Raw genomic sequence first — 17,833 nt, forward strand, 5'->3', positions numbered from 1 at the left:
TTACAGGGAAGGAAAACTTATTAAAAATGTGGTACCGCTGTTTACAACGGAAGTAACATCTACCTGCGCTTTGTGTGACTGCAGGATATTTAATGTAGCTGCTAAACCTAACCCCATTCCGTTTCGCTTGGAGGTAAAATAAGGTTCAAATAAGCGAGATATATGTTCTTCAGGAATACCACACCCATTGTCTTTTACTTTTACGGAGTGCATGCTTCCTGTAGAATCTATTTCAATATCCAACTCACCACTGCCATCATTAGGCATAGCTTCTACTGCATTTATGATGATATTCAGAAAAGCGATCTTCAGCTTTTCCTTATTAGCCATAATATAGCAAGGCTCATTGTAATATTTGATCTGCATATTAATGCGCTGTAGGGTAATACGATCCAACGCATCGGCAATACTATCATCCATTACAGATTGTAGGGTGCATCTTTCAAAGCTAAGCTCACTTGGACGGCTGGTATCTAACAACTCGGTAATCAAATCACCTATCCGTTTACTATTACGCTGAATAATATCAAGGTAAAGTGCGTTTTCATCATTCTCTGCTTCTGTGCCGATCAGCTGCTCTACCGACATATTAATGTTGTTCAAGGGGTTCCGCACTTCATGCGCCAGTGTACGTACTAAACGGCCTGTTGCACCTAGCTTTTCAACCATCAGGTTGGCCTTTTCAGCACGACGCAGATTAGTGATATCATGCATCAACCCCTGATAGTAAATATGCCCGGTTGCATCTAATGGAGCTGTCAAAGAAAAAATACAGATCTTCTTTTCACCTAATTGAGTCTGCACCTCTAACTCCAGATCATTCACTTCACCCTCTTCATACAAGAGTTTTTCCAACAGCTTCTTATCTACATCTTCTGAAATTACATCATAGATGCTTAGCTGTTGCATTTCCTCTCTTGCATAACCTAATAAGTCTTGTGTAGCAGCATTAAAGTCACGAAACAATAATGCTTTATCAGCTATAAAAACAGCATCTTTAGACAGTTCAAATATGCTCCGGTATTTACGTTCATTAGCACGCAAAGCCTTCAGGTAAGAAGTTCTCTCCAATGCATATCGCAAACACCGCTCAAGCTTATCGGCATTTAATTCCGTTTTTACAAGATAGTCTGTAGCACCTATCTGCATCGCTTCAATGTCAATCTCTTTGTTTCCCTTACCTGTTAATAGCACGATTGGCTCTTCACAGCCTAAACGAATAGCTTCCTTTAAGAAGTCCAAACCAGTTTTTGCACCTAAGCGATAGTCTACGAAATAAATATCATAACCACGACTCTTTACATGCTCTATTGCATCAGAATATTTATAACTCCACTCAATGGTAAGCGAATATTCTTCAATTTGACGTAAGTACTCTGAAGTGATAAAATAATCATCCTCATCATCATCAATAATTAAAATACGAATGGCGGGTTTATCCAATGGCATGGCTAAAATAGTTTACCAGGCAGTGTAAGCTTAAAAAGGCAATCAGAACTACCAGATGCAGAAACTAGCGTTCCAGAATATCGATTACAAATACGATTACATTCTGTCAACACGCGCTCGTGGGTAGCTTGCCATGAAACATCATTACAACTGTTGGTATGGAAACAGATATCATAGAAATGTAGCCGGCAGGAAGCGATTGCTGGCAACACTTCTTTTTCTAATGAATTGCACTTTATATAAATAAACAACTTGCTTTTCTTTGGCGAACGAGGCAATAACAAATGGATCAAGAGTTCGCACAACCGTCGCATGTCATTTTCACTTGCATACACATGTGGCAATGCATCACAACGGATGATAGCGTTCAACCGATCCAAACGCGCTCTTTCCTCATTTAAGAAATCCTGTATGATACCATTAAAATCTACAAACCGATAACCACCATCCACATCTATTGCCTGTGCAGCAATAGATGTGGTGTTTAAAGGTTTCGGTTGTTCAGGCGCCTGAAAAACGTTTATCATGGTTACTGATTATTGAACTCCTGGTACTGCTTCATTTTGTTATAAAGCGTTTTGCGGTCAATGTTCAAAAGCTTAGCGGCTTTACTCTTATTAAAATTCACTTTTTTCAATGCCCGTAAAATCATTTCATATTCGGCATCAATACTTGCGCCTTTCAGAGTAGTTTCAGAAATGGTACGAGGTGTTTCTGTTAGATCATCAATGGTATTTGGCACGGTATGTACAGCGGCAGGCTCCGGTTGTTTATCAAACTGCAGTTTATTAAAGTGCGAAATCTCAAAAGGTAAAGAGCTTGCTTCTACCTGCTCACCATCAGTTAATAAAGTGGCCCGCTTGATCACATTCTTTAATTCACGTAAGTTTCCGTACCATACATAACTTTTAAATATACTCTCAACCTCAGCACTATAGCGAGTCACGTACTTGCCTAATTCAGCATTAGTTTGCTGCAGAAAATGGTTAGCAAATAGCATAATATCATCAGGGCGCTGACGAAGCGGTGGCACATCTATGCTGAATTCATTAAAGCGATGGTATAAATCTTCCCGGAACTTTCCTTTGCGAGTAGCATCCCAAAGCTTTTCGTTAGACGCTATAATAATTCGCACATCCAGTTCAATATCTTTCGTTCCACCCACCCTGCGCATTTTACGTTCCTGCACTACACGTAATAAAGAAACTTGAATGTCATATGATAGGTTTGCTACCTCGTCCAGGAATATAGTACCAGAATTGGCCAGTTCAAAACTTCCTATTTTCTGATTCAGAGCACCTGTAAATGAACCTTTTTCATGTCCAAAAAGCTCACTACCAGCCAACTCTTTAGATAAAGCACCGCAGTCGATTGCTACAAACGGTTTTCCTTTTCGCTTGCTACGCTTGTGTATTTCCTGTGCAATGGCCTCTTTACCACTTCCACTTTCACCATAAATTATAACTGAGTAGTTAGTAGGGGCCACTAAGTCAATCTGCTGTAAGATTTGACGGAATGTAGGAGTATCGCCAAATATGTATTCACCAGATTGAACCAATGGAGGTTTTACACCAGTAGAAAGTGCTGGAGCAGACATAGGAGGCGCTGACGCAGCAGGAGTTGGACGCTCTTGAGCAGCGGGCTTTTCATGTACTACACCAGTATCATGTGTAGTAGCAGCTTCTAACGCCTTCTTTATAGTAACAAGTATTTCATCTGGAAACAGTGGCTTAGTGATATAATCATAAGCCCCATCTTCATTACTTCCACAGCTATTTTAATATCACTGTAGCCCGTAATTATGATCACCGGCACCGGCGGATACTTTTCTTTTATCTTACCTAGCAACACATTACCTTCCATGTCTTCAAGGCGGAAATCGCACATTACCAAATCTGGCTCTACAGTTTCCAATAACTCCAGCGCTTTTTTGCCACTGTAAGCTTCAAGTACTTCAAATCCATGACGAGTTAAAAACCTTTTCAATAAAAGGCACATATCTCTGTCATCATCAATAATTAAGATTTTCTGCATGAGTAGGGTTTCTATTTATTAGTTCGAAATTAATTGTTTGCTATTATGCCCACAACCCACGTACATGGGAAACGGGAATTTGTAGCTGTTCTCTATATTTAGCAACTGTACGTCGAGCAACAGAAAAACCTTTCTGAGAAAGGATATTAACTAATTGCTGATCTGTATAGGGATTATGCTTGTCTTCGTTTTGAATTACATCCTCAATGGCCGATTGTATAACCTTGTTACTGATCACTTGTCCTTTTTCATTGGCTATACCTTCCGTAAACAGGTCTTTCAACAATAATAAACCAAATGGTGTCTCAATATACTTATTACAAGTAATTCGTGAAACAGTAGAAATATCTACACCAACCATTTCTGCCACATTCTTCAGGATCATGGGCTTCAGCAAATTAATATCTCCCGTCAGGAAGTATTCATATTGCAAATGCAAGATAGCTCTCATGATCTTCAGCATAGTAGCTTCCCGCTGTTGAACAGCATTTATAAACCACTGTGCCGATTGCAACTTATTCTTTAAATATTGTAGGGCTGACTTATCAGTAGTAACCTGTGTGCTACCCTCAGCCATTTGTTTCCATGAAGCGTTGATATTCAAGCTTTCTGAACGATACTTATACAATTGCACCTCTAGTAAATCCCCATTTTGCACGAGAATAAAATCAGGTATAATGGTATTAGTAACATTTACGCCATCTTGTTGCTCACATACAGGCTTCATCTTTAAAGAAGCTATCAAGCGCAGCACAATCTTAAGCTCTTCATCATCAAGCTTAAGCTGATGCTTGATCTTATCCATATTCCGGTTGTGCAGATCCGTAAAATGATTCTCTAACAACCGTACAGCTAAAATTACATCCGGGCGCTTCTGATTAAACTGTTTCAGCTGTATTAAAAGACATTCTCTAATATTACGAGCCCCAATACCAATAGGTTCTAATAGTTGAATCTTTTCTAATACCAGTCCTACTTCGTTGGGTTCTACCCACTTGTTATACTTAAAAGAGATATCCTCTGCCAGGTCTTCCAGGCTTTGATCCATTAAGCCATGATCATTGAGCGAATCAATAATGTATTCCGCTAATTCAATTTCACGCTCATCCGCATAGTTGACTTTAAACTGTTCTTTCAACAAGATCCGGTAATCATAACCACTAGCTATTGGCCGCTCCGGTAGCTTATCATTATGCAAATAATTGCCATACTCCAACTTATAATCAGGTACATCATCATAGCCATGCTCTTCCCAATCCTGGTAATCCTGCACAGCATCCTTATTATATTTTTCTACTAACGGCTCAAACTCGCTTTTTTGATCTTCTAACAAAGGGTTTTCTTCCAGCTCTTGTTGTATACGCTGCTCTAATTCTAATGTGTTCAGATGAAAAAAGTTCAGCAACTGAATCTGCTGAGGCAGAATTTTCAAACGCTGCTTCTGTGCTAAACGCTGATTGATCATGGTGATGATTTTGGCGTGCTGTTACTAAAACAACCTTAGCACCAAAAATCACAATTACTAAAATTTCATTTAGCAATTGATTTTCAACCACTTATAAAACATGCTCTTTTCCCAAGAAGTGAGTAATAAAAGCGCTCTGCAGTAAAGTATATGAAATTGGGGAAAACATTCCCCATCAGCCCTCAAAAAGATGAGCTTTAGAGGTCCAAAAACTGAAAAAACGCGGTGACCCGCGTTCCTTGCTAATGAGCTTCTATTTTTTATAATTGGTTATAACCGATGCCTCTAACCCGATAATCAAAAAAACCTGGTCGTGGGTATCGATTCCCCAACGATGTTGAAGAAGGATCACTTCGTTTCCATACTCCCAATTGTTGACGACCAATTATTGGAGCAGTTGGCTGAGCACTACCCCGCTGTTGAGATGATTGTGTCGTTGTCAACTTTAAACTACCCATCTTTCTGTTGATTTAATTAACTGATTACTTTGCTTTTCAAGGCTATAGTGTTAGAAAATCGTACCAAACCAACATAGCCTAAAAATCGCTGAAACCCGCTACAGCAGTGGATTATTTTCCTCATCCTTTTAAATCAAGGGAAAAATTGGCGAAATTCAATAGATTGGTATTTATGGTACGGTTCTTTAATATTAATCTATAGGAAAATTTGTTAACCTATAAAACTTATAGTTATGTTACGTTGGACAGTTATCTTTTTAGTAGTAGCTATCATTGCAGCTATTTTTGGTTTTGGTGGCATAGCTTCAGGTGCTGCCTCTATTGCTAAGATTTTGTTCTTCATTTTCTTAGTATTATTTGTACTAAGCTTAGTTGCTGGTGGCTTTAGAAGGGTTGACTAACCACAAATTGCTTTTCTCTTTTTAGGCAAAGGTGTAGTGTTATCTACACCTTTTTTGAGCCTGACTAACATATACAAACGAAAAAGCCCTGTCTATAGACAGGGCTTTTTACTAAACCCTACTGATGACAAAAAAACAATTAATAAGAAAACCTCCCGGCTAATTCCATCTCACATCCGCCTTTCATCTTACACTACACCAGGAGGTTATACTCTTACAGCCTGTCTATTGTTCATTGCCTACCCAAACCTTCCAACTGCTTAAAACACTTCTTCATCACTACTTTCCGTCTCACTTGTATGTGCTGCAGTTTGAGAAGGTGCATTTACCGTCTTTTGTCCTCGCTGTTCATTTACAATTACTTTTTCATCTGCACGACTGGCTGTTGCATCTGTCTCTGCTAACGCATCATCACCGCCTTCACGGCGAGGCGTTTGATCGGCAGGATTTTCAGTTGATGGCCCTGCTTGTCTACCAGGCTTATTTCGAGGATCTATATTTTCCATTAGTTGCTGTTTAGGTGTTATGTATTTTCTCTATAGTTAGAAAAAACCGTACCCATTCCTACTAGAGCTAGGCGACTTCGGTAAGTACGAAACATTTTCCTCACTAACCACTCTTCAATGGAATTCCTTCCACACGCACACCGACAAATCCCATTTAAACAATTGATTACCAAATAGTTTATCGTAGAGCTCTGACAACGAAAAAGAGACAATGAATGCCTCTTTTATACTTATTGATCTGTGGCCATTGGATCCGGCCTTGGTTGAGAAGAGGGACGCATTTTCTTAAATAAGTTCTTCAACTTTTTAATAATAAACTCCCTTTTCTCCTCTCCCAATATATGAGAAGTATAATTCTTTACTACAAATGGAATAATGATCTTGGTAAACCAACCTGCTTTTGATAAGAGTAGTTTGCGCATCAATAAATCAATACCCATTTCCAATCCAATATTTAGTACAGGCACTCGGTTATCGCGGGTAGTTAATTTATTGATGGTATCCATTGCTGCCCCTAAAGGCTTTAGGTTTTCTTTTAATCCGGCAATGTCTGTTCTGATTGTACTCTCCTGAGTTTTCAAAAGGCTTAGTAAACGTAACTTTTCTTCTTCCAGGTCTTCGTATGTCTTAATCTTTTTATTCATATACTTTACTGATAATCATATTACGTATCATTGGTACAATTACTTTTTTCCTCAACGCAAATAATAGAATAAGTATCAGGAGAAAAAAACCAGCTACAATAAAGAAGCCGCCGGCCCGGCTTTCCAGCAATGATCCAAGCCAAAGAGCGATACCACAAAAAAGAAAGATCATAAAGAAAAGGCTAAAAACCAATGCTGTCACTCCAATTGCCACACCAGATGCAGCAGTCGATGCATTCTGTGTAACTTTAGCCTTAGTAAGTTGTATATATGTATTTACGTAGTCGCCTACGTGGGTTTTTAAATCTTGCGCGTTTGCTTTTAGTCCTTCCATGAGCAGGGGTTTAAATAGAAAAGCAGGCTTGCATTACAAACCTGCTTCTTAATTAGCTGTATCTGTTCGCTGTGTCTGAGGCAACATTAGAGCCTTTTTTTGCCATGTTTTTAAGCTCGCCTTTTGCATTTGCCAGAACATCAGTCAGCTGATCAGCCCAGCCGCCAGTTTTTTTGGAAATGCGGGTTCTCAAATCTGCACCTTTTTCAGGGGCTAACAACAAAGCAATAGCTGCACCTGCAGCAGCAGCTCCTACAATTCCTAATATCACCTTTGTTCTACTAGTCATAATTCACCGGTTTTAATGTTAAAAACTTAATACCCATGGAGTTTAAATAATCGTACCAAGCAAATGGTCTAACAGCTATAAATACCCCTTCTTCCCTCCGTGTAAAAAAATCTACACGCAATGCTTTATATTCATGCCTTGATACTGAAGTGTAGCACTAGAGTTTGGTATAATAATTACTGTATTAAAGCGGAATTACTTATATGGAAATGAGGAAGAAGGTGTTGATCATTGACGATGAAGTCGACTTATGTTTGCTCATGAAATCATACTTCCTTCGTAAAAATTACGAGGTTTATATTGCGCACACACTATCCGACGGCTTACATAGACTCAATGAAGTAGCACCAGACTATTTATTTATTGATTATAACTTACCCGATGGATTGGGCTGGGATAAATTACCCGAAATGTACCGGAAACATCCCAACATACACTTCCATCTCATAAGTGCTTTTCGCCCTACGATGCCAGCCGACCTTGACGGCTCTAAATTGACTATTTGGGAAAAACCCATTAGCCTAAAGGCGTTGGATCATTTTTTCTAAGGCCCCCAGTTCCCCGAAGGGAGAACTTAGATCTGGGCTGTCCTTTTATCTAAAACATTCTTTACTTATTATATTGAAATAAGAAAGCCTCCCACTGGGAGGCTTTCTTATTTGTCTTCTAAAATGATAGTTGTAAACAAGAGAAATATGAGACCTATGTTCCCCCTTCGGGGACAGGGGGCCTTATTCTCCCCAAATCTCATCTTCCCCTTTCAGCCATTTTTTCACGGCATCGTGGGTTACAGATTTCGGACGCTCCAGCGGGAAGCCAAGGGCTCTATCCCAGCTAAGGCTGGCTAATACACCCAACGCACGGCTCACGGCAAATAATACAGTATAAAACTCATATTCAACCATACCATAGTGTACCAATAAAGCACCACTATGTGCATCTACGTTAGGCCAAGGGTTCTTGATTTTACCTAGTGACTGCAATACCGGTGGTACAGCATCATAGATATTCCAAACGGTCTGTACCAATGGATCATTCGGCATATGTTTCTTACCAAACTCCATTTGCGCAGTAAAGCGTGGGTCTGTTTTGCGCAATACAGCATGACCATAACCTGGAACTACCTTACCAGAATTCAATGTTTTTTGAACATATTCAGTAATCTGTTCTTTGCTTGGCAATTCTGTTTTCAACTCCTCGCGCATTTCAAAGATCCACTTGATTACTTCCTGGTTAGCCAAGCCATGTAAAGGACCAGCCAAGCCGTTCATACCTGCTGCATAGCTTAAATAAGGATCGCTTAATGCTGAACCCACCAGGTGTGTGGTATGCGCAGACACGTTACCACCTTCATGGTCAGCGTGAATGGTCATATATAAACGCATCAATTCTTTAAACCCATTATCGCCATAACCCAACATATGGGCAAAGTTACCAGCCCAGTCCAGCAAGCCATTTGGTTGAATATGCTCACCATTTTTGTATTTACGACGATAGATATAGGCAGCAATGCGTGGCAGACGTGCTATCAGATCCATAGCATCGTCAAACACAGCATCCCAGTAATCTTTTTTATTCATGCCAGCAGCATAACGCTTTGCAAACTGACTTTCAGTTTGCAGGGCCATTACACCTACTACAAATTGGGTCATAGGATGAGCCGAAACCGGTAAGGCTTCAATAGTAGCAAATACATGATTAGGTACATGGCTACGACGCTGCCATACAGAAGTTACGTGTTGAACATCCTCATCAGTTGGTAATTCGCCAACCAGCATTAAGTAAAACAAACCTTCAGGCAACGGCTCAGAACCGCCATCAGCTTTAGGCAAACGCTCTTGTAGCTCAGGAATAGAATAACCGCGGAAACGGATACCTTCCTGTGCATCTAACAACGAAGTCTCAGTTACCAAACCAGTCATACCACGCATCCCTTGGTAAATCTGCGCCAGTTGCACTTCACCAATTTTTTTGGTGCCATGGTCTTTTAAAACATCTTTTATGTCAGCTGCTACTTCATCAGCCTTCCCTTTGAACCGTTCTTTAATGATTCCCATTTTCTAATTATTTCGAGTATAATGAAGGAATTGAGTTAATACCGGTAAAGGTATGGATTGAGCGTTGAGCAGCAAAAAAATCGCCGTTTCAACACCGGTATATTACAAAGGGATTACTTTGGAGCCTTCTTATACAGGTAGATAGCTACAAATATGAAGATGAAATTGGGTATCCATGCCGCAATAAAAGGAGGCAGGTTTCCCTTTGTAGAAAAAACAGTAGAAAAGCGATCCAGGATAATAAATATGGCCGCCGTAACAATACCAATTGCCAAATGCACCCCACTACCACCGCGGGTTTTACGACCAGCTATTATAGCTCCAATAATGGTTAATAATAATACAGATACGGGGGTGGCCGTTCGGCGGTAGCGCTCTACACGCAGGGTGTTTAATCCTTCTGTACCACGCAACTCTTCCATTTGTATGTTTTTAACCAATGCCGGCGTGCTCAGCTTATCTTTTAAGTAGGAGTCTTTATGCAGATCGTCTGGAGTAAAATTGAGGTTAATCGCCATGCTATCCATTTGGCGAATCTGTTCCCGGCTGCTATCCAAGTCACGTACCGTTACATTCGTTAGTTTCCATATTTTCTTTTTAGCATCCCACCGAATATTATCTGAACGTACATTGTACACCAGACGGTCACCTTTCAGTCGGTTTAGGAAAAAGCTGGTGCCTATCTTAGTACTGGTATCAAAATACCGCATACCGACATAGGTGTTTAGGTCTGTACGTTTGTAATGCGCCGCGGAATAATTCGTTTCGCCTTTTGACGCATCCCCTTTTTCTAAATAGGTAGTTTCAAACTTACTCCGGATCTCATTGGCCTTAGGTATACCATACCGGGCAGCAAACCAAAGGACTATACCAAAAAATAACCCTCCTACTACATAAGTGGCTAACCAACGGTTATAGGTGATCCCTGTTGCATAAATGGCTATCACTTCAGAGCGGGAGGCCATGCGGCTGGTAAAAAATATAACGGCAATAAAAACGAACAAAGGATAAAGAATACCCCAGATGTTGGGAATAAAGCCTGCATAATATTGCTTTAGAATTTCCCAGGTACTCAACCCCGATTTTACAAAGTCGTCCGTCTTTTCACTACTATCTACAGCTACAGCAATAACCGTAAACAGCATCATACAGAAAATAAATGTGACCACAAATTGTCGCAGTATGTACCAATCTAGCTTTTTCATCTTGCCGTCGCGAAGTACGGAATTTCTTTGTTATGGTTTTTAAAAAGCCCTGACAAGAAAGTTTCGGGTTTCAAGTAACAGATTTCCAAGGGTGTAATTCAGCTTTTCCCTGTATCTTTTTTAGCCCCGATGACCAAGCCTGTTCAAAGGGAGTTTAAAGAACTATAAACCAGCAGCTAAGAGTGATTTGGGATTAAGCTTGAGAAAAGAACAATTGCAGCCGTTCGCTATTTAATGAAAGTCAAGACTCACAATACAAGCTTTTGGTTGTGGCGTTTTATGGCAGACTTTCTTGACCAGGTAAGACACAGGAGTCCTTTTATCCTTTGCAGGGGTTTTGCTGTGCCCACCTTCGACCCTTCTTCGAAAATGCTTCGGGATTTCTTCGGGGCGCTTCGAAGAAGACTCGAACAATACCCGAAGAAATCCCGAAGCCGTCACGGAGATAAGTCTAGGAAAAGGTTATACTGTAGGATTCTAACAGGATGCTTTACGCTACAGTTGTAAGGTAAATAATTATGCTGGCTGCTGTTTGGAGCAGACTGTGTCAGCTAGTATAAAGCACCTATAGGCGTCAGAGATAGGCTTTCGCTTATAGCTATCGTTTATTAGCGCCAATCCTGCTGGCTCCTGACTATAGTTTTGAATCAAATGCCAGGCATCTTGCTTTTTCCAACAAGTAATAGCCGCTTTTCTGCAAGAAAAATTTTAATCCAACCCCTCTCAAACTCTTTTGGACAAGCTATCTTCGCCCCCTTATGCCACAACACAAGGAAATCGTAGTAAGCGGTATCAGACCTACCGGCTTTTTACATTTGGGAAACTACTTTGGAGCCATACGTAATTATATACGTATGCAGGAAGATTTTGATTGCTATTTTTTTGTAGCCGATTGGCATTCCCTGACTACACACCCCGATACCAGAGAGTTACAGGATAGTGTGCTGCGCGTATTGGCTGAAAATATTGCTGCTGGCTTAGACCCCGAAAAGGCTTGCCTGTACGTACAAAGCACTGTGCCAGAGATCGCTGAACTTTACCTACACATAAACATGATGGCCTATAAAGGTGAGCTGGAAAAAACAGCCACTTTTAAAGAAAAAGTGCGCCAACATCCGGATAACGTTAATGCCGGCTTGCTGACCTACCCTGTTCTGATGGCTACAGACATCATTATTCACCGGGCGAAATATGTACCTGTTGGAAAAGACCAGGAACAACACCTGGAAATGACCCGCAACTTTGCCCAGCGTTTCAATCACCGTTATGGTGAACTATTTCCAGAACCACAGGCCTTTAACTTTGGTGCCGAACTGGTAAAAGTACCTAGCCTGGACGGTGCCGGTAAAATGAGTAAAAGCGAGAACCAGATGGCTACTCTTTACCTAGCCGATGACGACGACATGATCCGCAAGAAGGTAATGAAGGCTAAAACGGATAGTGGCCCTACAGAGCCCAATAGCGAAATGCCTGATTATATTCAGAACCTGTTTCAGCTAATGAGTTTTGTAAGCGAAGAGAGCACAATCCAGAAGTTCCGTGACGACTTTAATGGTGCTAATATTCGCTATGGCGATATGAAAAAGCAGTTGGCAGAAGATATGGTGAAGTTTATTTCGCCTATCCGTGCAAAAGCAGAAGGCATCTATAACGACCGTGCTTATTTAAAGCAAGTAATTGAAAAAGGTGCTGAAAAAGCCAGGGTGAGCGCCAAGGCAACCATTGAAAAAGTAAGAGAATTGGTAGGGCTGAACTATTAAGCCTTACGCTGGGAATCTGATAATATCCTAAATTTAAACACTAAAAATCCAACCCCTGTGGGGGCTGTTATGAAGAATAATAAACCAAAACACATTGCTATAGCTGGTAATATCGGCGCTGGCAAAACCACGTTAACAGAGTTATTAGCCAAGCACTATAAATGGATACCTCAGTTTGAGGACGTAGAACACAATCCTTACCTGAACGACTTTTATGAGGACATGCCCCGTTGGAGCTTTCAGCTACAGATTTACTTCTTAAATAGCCGCTTACGCCAATTACAGGATATTGCCAGCGGTACGGAGACTGTTATTCAAGACCGCACAATATATGAGGATGCGCACATCTTTGCTCCTAACCTGCATGAGATGAACCTGATGACGCAGCGTGACTTTGATAACTATTTTGTGTTTTTTGAAACGCTGAAGAAGATGGTACAGCCACCGGATTTATTGATCTACTTGCAAGCTTCTGTACCTACCCTTGTAGGCCAGATTCAGAAAAGAGGCCGTGAATATGAAGAAAATATACGCCTGGATTACCTGAAGCGCCTGAATGAATATTACAATAAATGGATAGATGGCTATACCGAAGGCCCGCTATTAATTATTAATGTAGACGAGAACAAGTTTGGTGAGCGAGAAGAAGATTTTGGAAAGATCATCTCTAAGATCGATGCACAGCTTTATGGTTTATTCTAAACAGTAACATGCTTTATAAAAGAAAACCGCTTCTCAAACAGAAGCGGTTTTCTTTTATAAGTTGATCAATTCCTTTTTCTCTTTATCCCCCTTTCAATTAGCAGGAAATAATCAAAATTGGATTTCGATAGCTTAATTTTTCAAATTTGCTAAACAGAAAGCTATTATGGGTACGCAGCGTAAGGTGCTGTTTCTGCCAGTAGCTTATTGATTTTATCTAACCATTCCGTCTGCAGCTTGCGCTTGCGGCTGTGATCAGTTTCGCCATCATAAGCCTTCTGCATAGCTTCTTTACCTTCTACAATATTGTTATAAATCTTACCAATATCACGTTGGTAATTCAAACGGTCCAGCTTATAAGTTGATAAAGCCAGGTTTAGCTTACGGGCATAGATCTCGGTAATATCAAAATGCGCTTGCTCATGGGCCAGTATATAATCTGTTCTTAAAGAACCCAAGAGTTGGGCTTAGAAAAGGTACAGGTGATCTGGTAAACCAGCTTGCCATCCAAAATCTGGTAAGAAATGCCTAGAGAGGTATTGGTAGAGGCCACAGCATCTGTATTTTGTTTAATGCCTCCCTGGAAATCGTCCCAAGATAAAAGGCGCTCCTGTTGCCAAGGAATATATTCTGCTGTTTCTTCTTTTGAATGCACAGGACTGGCAACAGGAGCAGCACTTACTGGAGTTATTGGTTTTTTCACAGGTGCAGCTATTCCAAATAGGGTAGCAGCAAATATCATTAGAATAGGAAACTGGTACAGGTTAAGCATATACTCTTCAATAACGGTATTGGATGTTGAAAATTATCGCTGCTTTAATAGCTGATCGTTAATGTTTTTCTAAAGCTGATCAGCAACTAAAGCAATGAATATTAACTACTTAAAAATAAAAACTCCTCTGCTATTTTTAGCAGAGGAGTCGATAAAATGAAGAGTATAATCGGTGAACGACTATGCTTTGGGGGCAGCAGCTAAAATCTCAGCAGATACACCAGTAGCATACTTCTCGAAATTCTTTACAAACAAGCCAGCAAGGTATTTAGCCTTCTCATCATAAGCCGCTTGATCAGCCCATGTATTGCGTGGCGTCAATACTTCTGTTGGCACGCCAGGTACTGCTGTAGGAATAGCCATACCAAAGATTGGATCTGTAGTGGTTTCTACATTATCCAGTTGGCCATCTAAAGCTGCTGTAATCATAGAACGAGTATAAGACAGCTTCATACGATTACCTACACCATAAGGACCGCCAGTCCAGCCGGTATTGATAAGCCATACGTTTACATCATGTTGCTGCATTTTCTGACCCAGCATTTCTGCGTATTTACCAGGATGCAGAGGTAGGAATGGAGCACCAAAGCAAGCACTGAATGTAGGCTTAGGTTCAGTTACACCTGCTTCTGTACCAGCTACCTTAGCTGTATAACCAGAGATGAATTGGTACATGGCCTGTCCTGGAGTCAACTTAGAAATAGGAGGCAATACACCAAAGGCATCGCAAGTAAGGAAGAAGATATTTTTAGGAATACCACCAATAGAAGGTTCTTGTGCGTTAGAGATAAAATCCAACGGATAAGAAACGCGGGTATTTTCTGTAATAGTACTGTCGTCAAAATTGATCTGGTTAGTACCAGGGAAGAACTGAACGTTTTCTACAATGGCACCCGGACGGATAGCATGGAAGATTTCTGGCTCTTTCTCTTCCGTTAAACCAATCAATTTAGCATAACAGCCGCCTTCAAAATTGAAGATACCATCAGCTGTCCAACCGTGCTCGTCGTCACCAATCAGTTTGCGATTAGGATCAGCACTTAAAGTAGTTTTACCAGTACCGCTTAATCCAAAGAAAATAGCAGTATCACCATCTTCACCCATGTTGGCTGAGCAGTGCATGCTCAATACGTTTTTCTCGTGTGGAAGAATATAGTTCAGGATGGTAAAAATGCCTTTCTTGGTTTCACCTGTATAGGCAGATCCAGCAATTAAAATGGTTTTATGCTTAAAGCTTACTACAGCTGCATTGTGCTGCCGTGTACCGCATTCAGTTGGGTCTAAATGCAATCCAGGTGCTGATAACACTTGCCACTCAGGTTTGAAGTTTTCCAACTCTTCTTCTTCTGGGCGCAAGAACATGTTATAGGCAAACAGGTTGGTCCAAGGCTTTTCAGTTACCACCCGGATATTTAAACGATAACGAGGATCTGCACATGCAAAGCAATCACGTACCCAGATCTCTGGCTGCTCATTTAAATAATCAAGGATTTTCTTTTGAATAATGTGAAAATACTTTTCTTCAATGGGAATGTTGAAGTTGTTCCAATGTACGGAGTTTTCAGTGGTCTCGTCTTTTACAGTGAATTTGTCGTTTGGAGAACGGCCTGTAAACTCACCGGTCCTGATAGCCAACGCGCCGGTGTCTGTCAAAACACCTTCGCCTAAACGCAAAGTGTCTTGAATTAATTCCTCTGGTGTGGATTGATAGTGTATGCTTTCTGTATTCCTTAATCCAATCTGCACGAGGTTCCCTGTAGGGATAGAAATTGTTGGTACTGACATAAAAAGCAATCGTTTAAAATTAGGCTGCAAAGTTACAGCAATAAAGGAAATGGTATTTTAGCTAGTGTGTTTAATACACATTGTTTTGAAATCAAGTATCAGCGCATGTTTCTAAAATAATCATACCAAGTTTTAACACGTTAAATTCTCTACTAGTATAGTAGGGAATCGTGAAATTTTTCCTGCTTTTTCTATAACGTCTCAACCATATAAAACGTATACAAACCTTTAATCAAAGCTTTGTTTAACTTAAAGAAACACTCCGTTTATTAAATTACACCCCTTCTTAATTATTTCCTACTATCGGTTAAACTATTATCAACCATAACAACTATACATATCATATATAGTATGTACTAGAATAAAGACAAGTTGTAGATAAGAGAGATATTGAAGAAATTGCCAGTTAAAAGTAGCCATGGGCCACCATTTTAGTAGTCAATTTCTTACCACTCCCCGTTTGTTAATAATCCAAAATAACCATGCAGTTTATAATTCACCAATTTGATTATAGGAAACTTTTACTGTTACCGGCCAAATGTTAAATACTAAACTTCAACCTAAAGCTGTATCACCACCATTATAAAATTGTTTACTTTGCTGACTTACAATTTTTCATCATGAAACATCTTCCTATAAACTCGGAGTTATTTAAGACGAACAGACAACGGTTTGTTGAACGTATGAAGCCAAATAGCATAGCCATTTTCGTAAGCAACGACGAAGTGCCGCGCAATGGAGATGCCATCTATACTTTTCAACAAAACAGCGACTTGTATTGGTTAAGTGGTGTTATGCAGGAAGACAGCATGGTCATTTTATTTCCCGACAACCCAGATCCTAAATTCCGCGAAGTCTTGGTACTGGTACGCCCCAATGAAATGAAAGAAAAATGGGATGGCAAGCGTCTGCGTCGAGAAGAAGCAACAGCTATTAGTGGCATTTCTACAATTGTATGGCTAGACAGCCTAGAGGCAGTACTTCAAACCTGGATTCACCTAGCCGACAATATTTATTTAGACACAAATGAAAACGATCGGAAAGCCAGCCTGGTGCGTACCCGCGACTACCGCTTTGTAGACGAAATGAAGGAGCGCTACCCCCTACACCAATATGAAAGAGCTGCCAAATTGATGAAGGAATTGCGCGGCATCAAAACTCCTTATGAAATTGAGGTGGTTAGGAAAGCCATAGAGATTACTGGCAAAACGTTTGACCGCGTTATGAAGTTTGTGAAACCAGGGGTAATGGAATATGAAGTGGAAGCTGAAATTGTCCATTCTTTCCTTAGCCAGCGGGCAAGTGGCGAAGCCTATGGTAGCATTATTGCCAGCGGCGACCGCGCCCGTACGCTACACTATGTTAGCAATAACGAAGAGTGTAAAGATGGTGAGTTATTGTTAATGGACTTTGGCGCTTTGTATGGAGGCTACGCGGCCGATTTAACACGTACCATCCCAGTAAACGGCAAGTTTACAGAACGTCAAAAAGAGGTGTATAATTCTTGTTTGCACTTGCACAACTATGCTAAAAGCATTTTGAAACCAGGTATCAGCATCGTTGATTATACCGAGAAAGTGGGAGAAGAAGCCACTAAACAATTCTTGAAAATAGGCTTATTGAAAGAGGAGGAGGTGAAGAATGAAGATCCAGAAAACAGGGCTTATCGTAAATATTTATATCATGGTATTTCTCACCACCTAGGTATCGATGTACACGACTTAGGCACACGCACGGCACCTATTGAGGCCGGCATGTTGTTTACCGTAGAACCAGGTATTTACATTGAAGAAGAAGGCATGGGTATTCGCATTGAAAACAATTTATGGATCACAGAGAATGGCAACATTGACCTGTTTGAAGGAATTCCAATTACAGTAGAAGAAATTGAAGCGGTAATGAAGAAATAATAAAAAGCCTCTCCTTGTGAGAGGCTTTTTATATTTGTCACTTTCTAACCAAAGTCCATTAT

General features: G+C 40.4%; 20 protein-coding genes. 5 read left to right on the top strand and 15 right to left on the bottom strand.

Annotated elements, in window-relative coordinates:
- From SY85_RS09325 to SY85_RS25425, 6 genes are all read right to left on the bottom strand, one after another.
- Entirely contained in the window at positions 1-1,449 is a 1,449-nt protein-coding gene (locus tag SY85_RS09325) for a hybrid sensor histidine kinase/response regulator (protein WP_066403850.1), read from the bottom strand.
- Positions 1,450-1,451: 2 nt separating this feature from the next.
- Positions 1,452-1,976, bottom strand: a complete 525-nt coding sequence (locus SY85_RS09330) for a hypothetical protein (protein ID WP_066403852.1) — start codon at positions 1,974-1,976, stop codon at positions 1,452-1,454.
- Positions 1,977-1,978: 2 nt separating this feature from the next.
- Positions 1,979-3,046: a sigma-54 interaction domain-containing protein gene (locus tag SY85_RS09335; RefSeq protein ID WP_226999057.1), complete on the bottom strand. Its 1,068-nt coding sequence runs from the start codon at positions 3,044-3,046 to the stop codon at positions 1,979-1,981.
- A gap of 98 nt (positions 3,047-3,144) precedes the next feature.
- A complete protein-coding gene (locus SY85_RS25945) occupies positions 3,145-3,483 on the bottom strand; it encodes a response regulator (protein ID WP_226999058.1) in 339 nt (112 codons plus the stop codon).
- A gap of 43 nt (positions 3,484-3,526) precedes the next feature.
- Positions 3,527-4,948: an RNA polymerase factor sigma-54 gene (gene rpoN / locus SY85_RS09340; RefSeq protein ID WP_066403854.1), complete on the bottom strand. Its 1,422-nt coding sequence runs from the start codon at positions 4,946-4,948 to the stop codon at positions 3,527-3,529.
- Positions 4,949-5,208: 260 nt separating this feature from the next.
- Positions 5,209-5,406: a hypothetical protein gene (locus SY85_RS25425; RefSeq protein WP_148661146.1), complete on the bottom strand. Its 198-nt coding sequence runs from the start codon at positions 5,404-5,406 to the stop codon at positions 5,209-5,211.
- A 233-nt stretch (positions 5,407-5,639) separates the two neighbouring features.
- On the opposite strand from SY85_RS25425, the gene SY85_RS09345 reads away from it, so the two are divergent.
- Positions 5,640-5,807 carry a DUF1328 domain-containing protein gene (locus SY85_RS09345; protein ID WP_066403855.1) on the top strand — a complete coding sequence of 56 codons (168 nt, stop codon included), beginning with the start codon at positions 5,640-5,642 and terminating at the stop codon, positions 5,805-5,807.
- A 260-nt stretch (positions 5,808-6,067) separates the two neighbouring features.
- Here SY85_RS09345 and SY85_RS09350 read toward each other — a convergent pair whose 3' ends face one another.
- The 4 genes from SY85_RS09350 to SY85_RS09365 all read right to left on the bottom strand — a co-directional run bounded on the left by SY85_RS09350 (position 6,068) and on the right by SY85_RS09365 (position 7,580).
- A complete protein-coding gene (locus tag SY85_RS09350) occupies positions 6,068-6,313 on the bottom strand; it encodes a hypothetical protein (RefSeq protein WP_066403857.1) in 246 nt (81 codons plus the stop codon).
- Between the two features lie 230 nt (positions 6,314-6,543).
- Positions 6,544-6,957, bottom strand: a complete 414-nt coding sequence (locus SY85_RS09355; protein ID WP_066403858.1) for a hypothetical protein — start codon at positions 6,955-6,957, stop codon at positions 6,544-6,546.
- Positions 6,950-7,291 carry a phage holin family protein gene (locus SY85_RS09360; protein WP_066403860.1) on the bottom strand — a complete coding sequence of 114 codons (342 nt, stop codon included), beginning with the start codon at positions 7,289-7,291 and terminating at the stop codon, positions 6,950-6,952. Before SY85_RS09360 ends, SY85_RS09355 begins: the two co-directional genes overlap by 8 nt.
- A 52-nt stretch (positions 7,292-7,343) precedes the next feature.
- Positions 7,344-7,580 (bottom strand): YtxH domain-containing protein, encoded by a 237-nt coding sequence (locus SY85_RS09365; RefSeq protein ID WP_066403862.1) that lies wholly within the window; start codon positions 7,578-7,580, stop codon positions 7,344-7,346.
- A 203-nt stretch (positions 7,581-7,783) separates the two neighbouring features.
- Here SY85_RS09365 and SY85_RS09370 point away from each other — a divergent pair, with 203 nt between their 5' ends.
- The gene (locus tag SY85_RS09370; RefSeq protein WP_066403864.1) at positions 7,784-8,128 is read left to right on the top strand and encodes a response regulator; all 345 of its coding nucleotides are present in this window, start codon (positions 7,784-7,786) and stop codon (positions 8,126-8,128) included.
- Between the two features lie 183 nt (positions 8,129-8,311).
- Here SY85_RS09370 and SY85_RS09375 read toward each other — a convergent pair whose 3' ends face one another.
- Positions 8,312-9,637 carry a citrate (Si)-synthase, eukaryotic gene (locus SY85_RS09375; RefSeq protein ID WP_066403866.1) on the bottom strand — a complete coding sequence of 442 codons (1,326 nt, stop codon included), beginning with the start codon at positions 9,635-9,637 and terminating at the stop codon, positions 8,312-8,314.
- A gap of 113 nt (positions 9,638-9,750) precedes the next feature.
- The gene (locus tag SY85_RS09380) at positions 9,751-10,842 is read right to left on the bottom strand and encodes an LptF/LptG family permease (protein WP_066403868.1); all 1,092 of its coding nucleotides are present in this window, start codon (positions 10,840-10,842) and stop codon (positions 9,751-9,753) included.
- 758 nt (positions 10,843-11,600) lie between these two features.
- Here SY85_RS09380 and trpS point away from each other — a divergent pair.
- Both trpS and SY85_RS09390 read left to right on the top strand, forming a co-directional pair.
- Positions 11,601-12,602 (top strand): tryptophan--tRNA ligase, encoded by a 1,002-nt coding sequence (gene trpS, locus SY85_RS09385; protein ID WP_066403870.1) that lies wholly within the window; start codon positions 11,601-11,603, stop codon positions 12,600-12,602.
- Between the two features lie 69 nt (positions 12,603-12,671).
- A complete protein-coding gene (locus tag SY85_RS09390; RefSeq protein WP_066403873.1) occupies positions 12,672-13,304 on the top strand; it encodes a deoxynucleoside kinase in 633 nt (210 codons plus the stop codon).
- Positions 13,305-13,468: 164 nt separating this feature from the next.
- On the opposite strand, the gene SY85_RS09395 is transcribed toward SY85_RS09390, so the two are convergent.
- The 3 genes from SY85_RS09395 to pckA form a co-directional block, all read right to left on the bottom strand.
- Entirely contained in the window at positions 13,469-13,762 is a 294-nt protein-coding gene (locus tag SY85_RS09395; protein ID WP_066403874.1) for a DUF922 domain-containing protein, read from the bottom strand.
- Positions 13,750-14,076, bottom strand: coding sequence for a hypothetical protein (locus tag SY85_RS09400; protein ID WP_066403876.1), 327 nt, complete (start codon positions 14,074-14,076; stop codon positions 13,750-13,752). Before SY85_RS09400 ends, SY85_RS09395 begins: the two co-directional genes overlap by 13 nt.
- 180 nt (positions 14,077-14,256) lie before the next feature.
- Complete coding sequence (gene pckA / locus SY85_RS09405) at positions 14,257-15,861, bottom strand: phosphoenolpyruvate carboxykinase (ATP) (protein WP_066403878.1); 1,605 nt, start codon at positions 15,859-15,861, stop codon at positions 14,257-14,259.
- 620 nt (positions 15,862-16,481) lie between these two features.
- On the opposite strand from pckA, the gene SY85_RS09410 reads away from it, so the two are divergent.
- On the top strand, positions 16,482-17,771 hold the full coding sequence (locus SY85_RS09410) for an aminopeptidase P N-terminal domain-containing protein (protein WP_066403884.1): 1,290 nt from the start codon (positions 16,482-16,484) through the stop codon (positions 17,769-17,771).
- Positions 17,772-17,833 lie beyond the last annotated feature (62 nt).

Source organism: Flavisolibacter tropicus (genome assembly GCF_001644645.1).
In the GTDB taxonomy this organism is placed as follows: Bacteria; Bacteroidota; Bacteroidia; order Chitinophagales; family Chitinophagaceae; genus Flavisolibacter; species Flavisolibacter tropicus.